The 11,884-nt window shown below is 33.3% G+C and carries 11 protein-coding genes and 2 pseudogenes; 8 read left to right on the forward strand and 5 right to left on the reverse strand.

The features are described from left to right. The first annotated feature begins 51 nt into the window (after positions 1-51). The 5 genes and pseudogenes from CVT18_RS02910 to CVT18_RS02945 all read left to right on the forward strand — a co-directional run bounded on the left by CVT18_RS02910 (position 52) and on the right by CVT18_RS02945 (position 3,468). A complete protein-coding gene (locus CVT18_RS02910; RefSeq protein ID WP_009295467.1) occupies positions 52-405 on the forward strand; it encodes a cupin domain-containing protein in 354 nt (117 codons plus the stop codon). 501 nt (positions 406-906) lie between these two features. Continuing rightward, positions 907-1,095: pseudogene (locus tag CVT18_RS10425) on the forward strand (DUF3847 domain-containing protein); the annotation flags it as partial. Positions 1,096-1,852: 757 nt separating this feature from the next. Further along, complete coding sequence (locus CVT18_RS10275; RefSeq protein ID WP_009295465.1) at positions 1,853-2,197, forward strand: hypothetical protein; 345 nt, start codon at positions 1,853-1,855, stop codon at positions 2,195-2,197. A gap of 219 nt (positions 2,198-2,416) precedes the next feature. Continuing rightward, positions 2,417-3,233, forward strand: a pseudogene (locus tag CVT18_RS10755) (ATP-binding protein). A 61-nt stretch (positions 3,234-3,294) separates the two neighbouring features. Then, a complete protein-coding gene (locus CVT18_RS02945) occupies positions 3,295-3,468 on the forward strand; it encodes a transposon-encoded TnpW family protein (RefSeq protein WP_009295461.1) in 174 nt (57 codons plus the stop codon). A gap of 667 nt (positions 3,469-4,135) precedes the next feature. On the opposite strand, the gene CVT18_RS02950 is transcribed toward CVT18_RS02945, so the two are convergent. The 5 genes from CVT18_RS02950 to CVT18_RS02970 all read right to left on the reverse strand — a co-directional run bounded on the left by CVT18_RS02950 (position 4,136) and on the right by CVT18_RS02970 (position 8,864). Next, entirely contained in the window at positions 4,136-5,728 is a 1,593-nt protein-coding gene (locus tag CVT18_RS02950) for a relaxase/mobilization nuclease domain-containing protein (protein WP_009295460.1), read from the reverse strand. 35 nt (positions 5,729-5,763) lie between these two features. Then, on the reverse strand, positions 5,764-6,105 hold the full coding sequence (locus CVT18_RS02955; protein WP_009295459.1) for a plasmid mobilization protein: 342 nt from the start codon (positions 6,103-6,105) through the stop codon (positions 5,764-5,766). A 366-nt stretch (positions 6,106-6,471) separates the two neighbouring features. Then, positions 6,472-6,759, reverse strand: a complete 288-nt coding sequence (locus tag CVT18_RS02960; protein WP_009295458.1) for a type II toxin-antitoxin system RelE family toxin — start codon at positions 6,757-6,759, stop codon at positions 6,472-6,474. Next, the gene (locus CVT18_RS02965; RefSeq protein ID WP_009295321.1) at positions 6,749-7,000 is read right to left on the reverse strand and encodes a type II toxin-antitoxin system Phd/YefM family antitoxin; all 252 of its coding nucleotides are present in this window, start codon (positions 6,998-7,000) and stop codon (positions 6,749-6,751) included. Before CVT18_RS02965 ends, CVT18_RS02960 begins: the two co-directional genes overlap by 11 nt. An 82-nt stretch (positions 7,001-7,082) precedes the next feature. Then, a complete protein-coding gene (locus CVT18_RS02970) occupies positions 7,083-8,864 on the reverse strand; it encodes a site-specific integrase (protein WP_107824226.1) in 1,782 nt (593 codons plus the stop codon). 788 nt (positions 8,865-9,652) lie between these two features. Here CVT18_RS02970 and CVT18_RS02975 point away from each other — a divergent pair. From CVT18_RS02975 to CVT18_RS02985, 3 genes are all read left to right on the forward strand, one after another. Next, complete coding sequence (locus CVT18_RS02975) at positions 9,653-10,354, forward strand: IS1595 family transposase (RefSeq protein WP_103628508.1); 702 nt, start codon at positions 9,653-9,655, stop codon at positions 10,352-10,354. Between the two features lie 629 nt (positions 10,355-10,983). Further along, positions 10,984-11,286 (forward strand): hypothetical protein, encoded by a 303-nt coding sequence (locus CVT18_RS02980; protein WP_103628509.1) that lies wholly within the window; start codon positions 10,984-10,986, stop codon positions 11,284-11,286. Then, entirely contained in the window at positions 11,264-11,806 is a 543-nt protein-coding gene (locus CVT18_RS02985) for a hypothetical protein (RefSeq protein WP_103628510.1), read from the forward strand. Before CVT18_RS02980 ends, CVT18_RS02985 begins: the two co-directional genes overlap by 23 nt. Positions 11,807-11,884: the final 78 nt, after the last annotated feature.

Here is an 11,884-nt window from a genome sequence, read left to right on the forward strand (position 1 = left end):
TTAAATCGCATTTTTTCGATTAAACTATGGAATACAAAGGAGCAAATAATCATGAGCGAACAGAGAATCTATTGCATGGACCTTGTAAAAAAAGAGGATCCGGAAAAGGCTGTCAGAACACCGTTTTATCAGACAGAATCTACAGGCGGATCGGTCTGGGTTATCAAACCCGGTCAGACATTGCAAAAGCACTATCACCACAATTCCGACGATATATGGATCGTCCTTCAGGGAGAGGGAATATTCTACCCCCAGCCTAATGAAGAGGTTCCATTCAAGAAAGGCCATGTCATAGTATCGAAGAAAGACTCCTGCCACGGAGCAAAAAATACTGGAGATGAGGATATCATCTTTGTAAGTATAGTAGCACCTGTCCCTTCCGACTATGATCCTATAAACGAGTGACAGGAAAATAAAATTCCCGTTTGACAAAGGATTGTGATTATACTTGAGAAAGAAAAATGTTTATATAACATTGGGATACATAGCTGTATATCTGGTGATATATTGGTGAGAGCAACTTGATTGGTTGGCTATTTACTAATATTTCAACTGGTGAGCATAGTTATTTATATGGTTGGTTGCTCAGTAGTAATCTGTTTTGGTATGCACTTGCGATTTCTGCGCTTCCTTCTCTTTGGGGTAAGTTTAAGTTTTCGGCTGTTACTACGGCGGGATTTATTGTAGGTATTGTAGCAGGCATAATCGTTGAGAAATACAAGAAGTAAGTCAAATTTCAGTTTGTCGAGCTGAATAATACAGATTCAAGACGATAGAAAGTAAAACATCTATCGTCTTTTCTTATGAAAAAAACTTGAAAGGAGATGAAATTTATGGACAATAAAAACAGAATTAGAAAAAGTAAAAGAAAAGATTGAAAGCAAGTAAGAAGAAAAAAAATATGAAAAGAAACTATCTCAGCTTAAAAATCAGGAAAAGAAAATCAGAAAGCAAACGAGCCTTGAAGAAAGAAAAAAGCGAAACCATAGATTGATAGAGCGAGGAGCAATCTTAGAAAGTTTAATTGAGGGAGCAAGCGAGAAAAGTAATGAAGAAATAAAGGCTATTTTGCAAAGAGCATTTCAAAAAGACTAAGAAACGCAAGGACATAGTATAATTGTAATTCCCTTAGATTTTCTAAGGGCGCAATTATACACCCTTTAGGTGTCCTTGCGACCTGCGGTGCTTTTACCCTTGCGGGGAGCAAAGAAAAAAGCCGAAGCATTTTTCCGTATTAAAGGCAAAAGACAACTGAATATAATTCATTCGCTTTTTTATCATCAAGGGTAAAGCACATTCACTATCGCTCACCCTTGACAATAAAAATTTGAAACAGATAGCTTACATTAAGCCGACATACTGAAACAACAAAAGTCGGCTTTTTCTATTGTACCGTTTCAAAACGCTCATTCAGTTTATAGAAAAGCAAAAGTATTTTTAAGACCGACATCTAAAACAACAAAAGAAAAATAAGAAGATGACAAATGCCACATTCCCAAAATGGGAGTGTACCTAAATCAAAGACAGTACTAATCAAAGGGGGTAGTGAAACACGACTTCCTTAAAAGATAAAAGGAGTAACGATTTGTTGCTACATTTTCATAACAAAAGATAGGAGAGAAAAATGGCAGATAAAAGGATGTTTTCAATAAAGATAGTGGATAGCGACTTATTTTTGGATATGCCATTAAGTAGCCAATGCCTGTATTTTCATCTATCTATGAGGGCAGATGATGATGACTTAAAAATTCTAATTACAAAAGGTTTTGTAATTGTCTTTTAAAGAGGGGTTATAGTCATTACCTATTGGAAGATAAATAACTACATCAGAAATGACAGACGAAAAGAAACGATGTATCTTGAAGAAAAGCAAAGTATAACGCAAACGGAAAATGGAGCATATATCAAGGTTGAAAATCTTGGTATACCAAATGACAACCAAGTGTCAACCGTTTGTCCGCATAGTATAGTTAAGGGTAGATTAGATAAGAGGAGAATAGAACAGGTTGCCCCAGTGTCCCTTTATGGAGAGTATCAAAATATTCATTTAACCGATGAAAAATACCAAAATCTAAAAGATAGGCTGAAAGGTCATACAGATACAATGACTGAAAAGCTATTAAGATATATCAAAAGTAAAGGCACAGACTACAAAGACCACTATGTAACAATCCTTAATTGGTATGAATTGGTATGAACAGGATAAAGAAAAGCTATCACAGAAAAATAATCAAAATAAAAGCCATAGAACCTATTCAACCAACTATGAAGACAGCGACAGCCTATAAAAGGTGTTTTTAAGGGTTTAATCATAAAAGAGGTGTCAGACTATGGTTAAGATAAAAATAAGCCTTAAAAACGCATTATAGAGCCTGATGTAGAAAAGGAGACTAAAATTATGAATGATAAAGAAAATATGATTACTACAAAAATTCAAGGGACAGATTTTATCTACAACAAAGATACTCACTATGAAGAAGACGGACATATCTATTGCAAGATTTGTAATGAAAGAATAGACGGTAAGGTAATTCCGATGTTGGATAAGCCTATGATTATCAGAACGGCTTGTAAATGTGATAGAGATAGAGCTGAACAAGAAAAAACTGTTAAAACAAGATAGGTTGAGACAAAGCTGCTTTATATCCAAAAATCAAATAGCCTACACCTTTAAAAATGCCGATGAAGATACAGATAAGGAAATCATCAAAAAAGCAAAGAACTATGTAAAACATTTTGAAGAAATGAGAAAAGATAATGTTGGACTGTTACTTTACGGAAATGTAGGAAGTGGCAAGACCTATGTAGCTTGTGCTATTGCCAACGCTATAATTACAGAATATAGCCATACAGTAAAAATGAGGAACTTTGCACAGATATTAAACGACTTACAAAAAGGCGGCTTTAATCTTGATAGAAACGAATATATCGAATAGATAACAAGCCCTACCCTACTAATTCTTGATGATTTTGGAATAGAGAGAAATACAGAATATGCCTTAGAGCAAATTTACAATGTAATCAATGCAAGATACCTAAAGGCAAGACCAACCATTATAACTACTAACCTTAATTTCAAAGATATAGAAAAAGAACAGGAAGATATAATGCTTGGCAGGATTTATTCAAGGATAATCGAGATGTGTTTACCTCTTAGGATAACGGGACTTGATAGAAGAAAAATACAGAGCAAAGAAAAGCTGAAGAAAGCACAAAACTTAATAGATGAATGAGAGCGATTGGAAAAGTAAAAAATTCTAATCGCTTTTTAATTGCAAGAAAAGGAATGATGATATGCAAAAAAATAATACAGAAACAAAAACAATAAAGAAGATTGGAAAAACTACCTATGAAGTTGTTGTACATTTTAATAAAAATACTACTGAAACAATGCAAGACAAATTGAAACGCATAATGCTTAGAGAAATTGAGAGTGAAAAACATCAAAAAAATGATAAAAATGATTAGAAAGTCCTTGACAAGTTGTTACAGGTTTGGCTCGCTAATCTTTTCTTTGGTCTTTTGGTTAAAAATATCACTAAAATTTGCAGACCTGCCTTGTTTGTGCTGTTGCTTAGTGTATGAATTTATATTGGTGCTTAAGATGCTAATATCATTCGTGGTTTGCCTCCTAGCTTCTTGCTTTTTAAGTTTTAATTAAAGTAACCATAAAATAATTGACTATCCAAATTTATCAGTCAAAATAAACAAGTGACAAATATGCCAATCACAAAAATTACAAAAATTTACTTTTACTAAGTCATTCTTTGGTGGGACTGATTTAATTCCAGTATGCGCCAAAATTCAATTCAGATATTAGGGCGAGCATACTCTATGTAGCTACAAAATGTTACCATTTGCATCTCCATAGAGGCTCGCAAGGATAGCTTGCCGCTCCCTTGACCCACGCTTAAAAAATATTTTCTTTATTAAAGTGGCCATGCAAGATAGGCTTTTTTTAATAAAAGCTTAAGTTGATTAAAGGCAGCCATAAGAACAAAAATAATTAGACTAAATTATTTTTTATGATCTACAAAATATATTTTAGTATATTTTTAAAATGGCAACGTAACAAATAATGTTTGGAAGTAATAAATGAGATGATTATGTAATAAACTTAGTAGAGTCTCTACGTTTAAAACATATCTAGACTTTGAGTTTTTTCCTTGCATACATCACCCACATGGTGATATATGCTGGCTTTTTGGGAGTATTCACGCTCCTCTATAAATTCTCTACATATTCTTGTAGCATCTTGTGCTCTATCTGTAAGCTCTCGTATTCTTCTCTCAAATTTTGGAATTTTTCTTCTAAATTTTCTAATTTTTCTTCCAAGCAAGATATTGAACTCTCGTACATATCTCTTTGTTGCTGCAAAGATTCCGTTAAGGCGTCGTTGCAATCTTTGTTCAAGCTCTTGACTTTCTTTGTTAGCTCTGTCACATTTGTCTGTAATATCGCGAGCTTCTTCTCGCAGTCTTGTTGCAAATTCATTGTTTCTAATTCGTGCTTGCTCCTTTCGTCTTCGATCGTCTTCGTCAAGCGCTCGTTCTCTTCTAGCAATGCTTTCTCTAATGCTGTCATCCTCTACTCCATTTTCATTAATATAAATTTCCTGCTCTCGTTCTCTATTATCTCTTTGTCTTTTGGAATCGATATGTAATACTCCCTCTGGGTCTTGTCCGCAGTAGGTTGGCTGTATCTCCATTGTTTTGGTATCGTCCAAGCTACTTCTTCCTTTAATATCATTGCGTGCACTACCCAGCCAATTGCTATTCCCAAAATTAGTGCGGTAGCCGCTGATAGCGAGATTATCACCGATCTGTCCTTGTGATGCAAGGATATTGTTTTTTGAAGTTCTTTCGACATATCTTTCTTGATTAAATCTATCTCTTTTAGCAATAAGCTCCTCAAGTTTTCGCCTATTTTCTCTGCACTCTGCTTGTGTATTTCTATCATGGAATTCTCTAATTCTTCTGCTTGAGCTTTGGCTGAGTTCTCCAAGTCTTTGAGCACTGGTGAAGTCTGCATCGTATATTCCTCCTTTTAGACGATTTTTTGTTTTTTTAGTAGGCAGTATGATCGTTATGCCTTTTTTGTTGATCCTGGTTATTTCGATACCATTTTGTTTAAGAAGTTCAATCATGTGGTCTCTATTTTTAATATAGCCTTGCTTAACCAGATCGTGCAACTTTTGGTCTAGCTCTTCTAAATTTTTATAATGATTGATGTTTTTCTTGCTAGACAATATAGTTTGCTCTTTTGCTGGATCATCTGGACTTGATAGTCCATACTCATCGTTAATGATCTTTTTGATTAGATCTATTCTCGTTTGATCATATTTGGCAAAATAAGGATTAAATGACCTGTCTGTTTCAAGATCTATCTTAGGGATAAGGAAATTTAACTCAAGCCGTCCATCCTTGTCTGAGTGTTCTACCCATAATACATTTGTACGTTCAAGCATATATTCACCCAAAAGAGCATATTCAAAATCCTTAATAATTTTTAGTTTTTGCTCTTCAGTTAAAAAGTCATGCCTCTCTTCAAATGATAAAACACCAAAACAGGTCTTTTGTTTATAGGTGATGCCTTTTATAATAGCTCTAGTTAAATTTTCATCACCTTTTATAACTCTTGCTGTTCCAGCAGCTTTTCTCTCATTTAAAAGATAATTTATGCTCCCAAGGCCACCACCAGTATAAGTACGAAGAAATTTAACTAGCATCACTAGTGCCTTTATTTGTATTGATACAAGGCGAATCAAGAAACATATTTTTTACCCAATATTTCATAAATTTTATGTAAGATCTTATTATCGTCGGCTATGATCTCAATACCAACTCTATCTAGGCTTTGCCCACTATTTAATTTGGTGGCTATTTGGTTTATGTTTTGTCCTTGTCTAGATAGCTCAATTAGAAGTTCCCTTATAATTGGTGCATAAATCTGCTTAGACAACATAGCTCTTAGGGCAAATTTTGAGAAAGTTAGGCCACTTTCTTGTAATTTATTATTAATCACCAACCATTCTGCATTACTTAGCCTAAGTCTTTTAGTTATGACTTTGGTTACCTTGCGTTTTTTTATCTTTTCAGAACTCACGTAAATTTACTCCCAATCTAAGAAGAAGCCACTCAAAAAATCCTATGCCATAAAAATTTTTGTCAGACTTGCTCTTTAAATATCTTTTAAGGTTATTTTATAAAATTTCACAGCCTAAAACAAGGAATTCGGTAGGCTTCAGGCCGCTAAAATGCGTGTTTTTTTAAAAATACTATGAAATATATAATATAATTTTTGTAGCTTCTGGATTTCTCTTAAAAATTTAGTCTAGTATGAAATTAAGAAAATAAAATAATAAAAATGTAAGGGGTTATGCTCATCATAAAAGAGCACTTAGATAGGACAAGCTAATAACATAAAATTAGTTACTAGCAAATCACAGATAACTAAAGTCTAGCTTTATGCTTAGTTAAATTTATCCTTTAGCATCTCGTATACTTCGTTGTTCTCTCTTTTGCCGACAACTAGCACTAACACTACTATCTCACTATCTTTTACCTGATATGCCAAGCGGTAGCCGACATCTCTTAACTTGATCTTATAGACATCTTCGTAGCCTCGTAGCTTGTCCTTGGCAACCTTTGGGTTTTCTAGACGCTCACTTAGCTTCTTTTTAAACTGCACTTTTATGCTATTGTCTAGCTTTTGCCACTCTTTTAAAGCGCCTGGTAAGAACTCTAACTCATAGCTCATCTAAGCTTACTTTTACTGGTTTTTCACCACTTGCTAGAGCAGCATCTACTGCTTTACTTAGATGATACTCTTCTATTATCTCTGCCATCTTTTCATAGACAGCACTAGGCACTAGATATGCACTAGGGACATTGTGGTTTAGTATAGCTACGACATTATCTCCAGCTTGTTTTAAAATTTGAGCTGGAGACTTTTTTAGCTCACTTATGCTAGCTGTAAAATTTGCTTGTATAGTTTGCATTTTTATCCTTTATTTAATACCTAAAATAATACTAAATAAGATATAAAGATAGTCTTAAAAGTTTATGCTTTGAAATTTATCCCTACTCATTATCATACGATACCATCTCTACTTTAGCCTTTAGTGTGTTTGCATTAATAGGCTTGGCATAAGTGTTTAGTAAAATTTTATACTGCTTTTCATGTCCTACTATCTGGGCTATAAGGTTAGCTTCTACCTCGCGTTGCACTAGATAGTCTATAAAGTAGTGCCTAAAAGAGTAGAAGGTCTTTTTAGAGTCTTTGTCTATAAACTTTCTTTGGATCTGGCTTCTAAAAATTTCAGAGAAGTCCTTATTGCTTACCTTAAATATATTTCCGCTTTTCTTGCTATTAACATATTCTAGCAGACCTAGATCTATGAGCTTACTATGAATAGGCACAAACCTAATGCTGTTTTTGGTCTTGGTGGTTTTACCATCATTTGTGTTTATGTTAAAGCAGTAAATCCCATCTTTTAAAGCTATATCTTCCTTATGAAGCTGTGTGATCTCTTTTATCCTCATGCCACTATAAGCAGCTATCATTGTGACGTAGTAGAGCTCACTAGCCTCTATCCTTGAACTTGGTGATTTACCACTTTGTTTGATACTAGTTACTATCTCAAAGATCTTTCTAGCTTCTGATGCTTCGTATGGAAGCACTGCCCTTTCGCTAGGGTCTATGTCTATCTTGACATTCATTTTTGCAGTTATGCTTTTACTTATATAGCCGCTATCAAAGCAGTAGTTAAAAAACTGAATAACCCTTATCATATATTTTTGGATAGTAGGCTCAGAGAGTTTATCGTCATTTTCTCCTAGCTTAAGTATCTGAGATAAACTTTTATCTTTATACCTGCTCTTTTGAGCTAGCTTAGTTGGAATTTTATAAAGAAGATCTCTAAATTCAAGCAAGTTATCTCTTGTGATCCTATAAACTGGCGTATCTTCGTTAAAGTATAAAAATAAGAGCTTTTTTACGCCAGTAACTAGTCTTTGCGTATCTGGCGACCACTTGTCAGCTCTTTTAGTGTTTGTCTCAAATATCTTGAATGCATCCTTTAAGCTCTTTTGATCTTCTAAATTTAAAGCTGAGAATTGATTGCTAGAGCCAGATGTCGCTTGCAGTACTTGCCTGATCTCATACTCTTTGGTTATTTTGGCGCTAGGATTAAAAATACTAAAGCTACTATCGTCATCTAATTTTATCTTGATATTTTTTGGTGGATTTGGGTCCATTATAATATCTTCCATGCTTCTATGGTCATTCTTTGTTCTTACTAGCTTTAAATTTGAAGTTGAGCCATACTTTTGATCTAGTATGGCATAAACCGTCTCGCTAATCCTCTGAGCCATAGCCTTAAGCTGTCCATCCGTAATGGGCAAACAACCACTATCTTCAAGCTCTTTTATATTTTCTTGGAATGAAGCTATGTCCTTAGCGTCAAACGAACTAGGTTTGGCATGTTTGGCTAAGTTATCGCTAGAATCATCTTCGAGAAAGTATTGCTCACGCTTATCATCAAAGAGCACGCTGCTCTTCTCAAGCTTTGATACAAGATAGTTAAGTGTTAGTATATTCTTCTCTAAAAGAGTTTGCCCTATGTTCTCTTTATCCTTACTACCAAGAGCGCCAGCAGTGTTAGTGATATTGCTTATATCCTTAATTAAAATTTGAGGTAGATCGCCATCTATCAAACTTTGTTTAAAGTAGTCATTGAGCGCATTTAGAAATTCTACATCCATCTTCTTGTTAAGAAGAGAGTGCTCTTTGATACTCTTACTAAGCTTCACTTTCATAAACGAATTTACAAAAGATTGGATTATGCTATCACTAAGATTCATGTGAACCGCCCTTTTTATCAGGTAAAGATTATTATCTAGAATTTTAGCCCTTTTTCTGGCTTTTTCCAAGAGATTAGTGGATGTGGAGAAGCAAATTTCTCGCTTTTCGTTAAAAAATTTTCTGATGCTTGGAGCAAGTGTAGCTCGGTAGTAATATATACCGTTTCGCTCCCTTAAGTGTTGTCCCATATTTAATAGTCAACCGGTCAAAAATGGAACAGTTTTACGTAATGACTAAGTAAAAAATCGTCTAAAGTGCGTATTTCAGGCTTTTGTGAGCTCATATAAAAAATCCTCATAAGCCGGAGGTCGGGAGTTCAAGTCTCCCCCGTGACACCATAAATACCTAAACTACGATGTTTCTACAATATTATATTGCAGTTACCTTTCATTAAATATAGCTTAATGTTTGTAGCAAAACAAAATTTTATGTAGCAAATTTTTAAGCTTGCAGTAATTTTAACACGTTTTTTGTAAAATTTTAAAAAACAAGTAAAATTTTTTAACGAATCATCTACTATGATATAATCTGTCACTCTACTGGGTTAAATTTTTACCATAACTTAAATAAAATGAGTATAGATGTGTAGTAAAAATGGCGTTTATAACTATTGAATATGGGCTAAAAAATATTTTTGATGATTATGATTTATTCATATTTCCTAGCAATAAAACACAAAATAGAGATAGGCTGCATAAGCATCACGAGATCCTGCGCGTGGTCAAATACCGGCTCACATTTATAAAAGGCTCAAGATAAGTTAAAAACTTTCAAAGGAGTTTTAACTATGATCCTGCCGATGAAAAATAAGTATATAGTCCGTTCCCGAATTTCGCAGAAGAAATTTAGAGAAATTCTCAAGTATTTTGCAGAGGATATAGAGGCTACTAAAATAGCAAATTTAACCGGGATTTCTAGAATTTCCATCAATAAAATTCTAAAAAATATCAGAATTTTAATGGCTAGCGAGTGTGAAAAAATAAGTAAGTTTTCAGGTGAGATAGAGATTGACGAAAGTTACTTTGGAGCTAAAAGAGTAAGAGGTAAGAGAGGTAGAGGAGCGGCAAATAAAACTCCGGTATTCGGTATGCTTAAAAGAGATGGCAAAGTCTATACCCAGATAGTTAAAAACTGCTCTGCAAATGAACTAATACCGATATTATCGGAATTTAGCGAATTAGACGAGAGTGTAATTTACTCTGATTGCTGGAAAGCCTATGATGGATTAGTGGATTATGGAGCCAAAGCACACTACAGAGTAAAACACTCTAAAAATGAATTTGCTAATGGTAAAAACCATATAAATGGCATAGAAAATTTCTGGGGATACGCTAAACATAGACTAGCTAAATTTAAAGGCATCAAGAAAGAGAATTTTTTGCTTCATCTAAAGGAGTGTGAATTTAGATATAATACTAAAACTACACAGGAAAACTTATATCAGAAACTGTTGAAATTGATAAGAGAGAATCCGCTTAACTTATCTTGAGCCTTATAAAAATAAAAGATTCAAAATATCTAAAGGTAAAATTTGAGAATTTACTTGGAGAGTATTTGGTACGCAATTGATGATTATGTAATAATTTTTTATTTGGTAATTTAAAAATATATGTGTTATTAATAATATTTTTATTTTTATACTCAAAAAAAGTCACTTTTGGTCTGTAATTTTAAGATATTTGTTTCGATTCCTCGTATAAATACGAGCATTAAGTAATTTATAAGTATTTTTATGCTATATAATCAATTATAAGCAAAAACCCCTTGATATATCGTGCTTTTGAAACAAAAATCAATAATTATTGACCGTTTAAACAATCTAGCCATCAAAATATCTTATAATATACACAAATTTAAAAATAAAATATTTTTAACCAAAGGAGATTAAGATGATTAAAATTAGTTAGAAGCAGAAGTTCTATTTAAGTATTTTAAGTAAAACCTCTGCAATAGGTTGTAAGCATTCCTATTGTAATCGTTCTCTACTTTTAAACTACTTAAATAAAAACCTTATCAACAACTACTATATTAAAGCAATAGGCACACTATAAGTATGCCTATTTGGTGAGATGGCTATTGCTATCTTTGTAAAAATTTAAAAAGTCATAGGAGAAAAATATGGCGAATAAAAAAATGCTTTTAAATGATTTAAAAGCTATTAGAAAAAATAAAACAAAACAGGAGATTAAAAAAGCATGCTTTGAAGTCTTGTTTCCACAACAAGCTACGATCAAAGAGTGTAGGCTAGTAATCGAAGATCGTTTTAACATCAAGTTATCAAATAAGGAATTTTCCAAACGGAAGAAAGAGTATGATGCAAAAGATACACATCAAACCTCTCATACAGATCAAATTTCTGAGGTTAAAGAAGACGAAAAAAACGATGAGGAGCTAAGCAATGGCGCTAACAATCAAGAGTAGTGATACAGCAGTTGCGGCAAATGCCGTAATTGCACTACAAGAACATGTTGAAATGGGCAATAAGGTTAGTGAAAATATTAGAAATAATATTGAGCTTTTTAATAAAACTACGGATAGTTTTAATGGAGATTTTAAAGAAAAAATAGAGCTAATAAAGCAAGGAAGTACCGAACTTATAAATGCAGCAAAAGAGGTCCAAAACAACTTTCAAAATACTCTAAAGAGTGCAGATAAAACTATATCAAAGATTAACTCATCTTTTACCTCTTTGATGAAAAAGATAGCATATGTGTTAATTACCATTGTGTTTATAGAAGCACTCTTCTTTTTTGGCTACTTGTTTTATGATAGCCATAAGACAAATGAAACCAAATCTGCACTACAAAATAGGCTAGATAAAGCACTTTATAACGTGTCTAATCTTCAAGGCTTTATTATCCATATTTACAACCAAGATAGCCAAAAAGCTAGCGAAGATTTTAATAAATGGCTAAACACAAATGGTGATAGCAATGTTTAGTAGTAAGCAAATTTTTCTAATAGCAAGACACATACAATGTATGACACTTCGTTTTCATACCTTGTATAATCTTGCTCT

The sequence above is a fragment of the Campylobacter concisus genome, from assembly GCF_003048405.1.
In the GTDB taxonomy this organism is placed as follows: Bacteria; Campylobacterota; Campylobacteria; order Campylobacterales; family Campylobacteraceae; genus Campylobacter_A; species Campylobacter_A concisus_Q.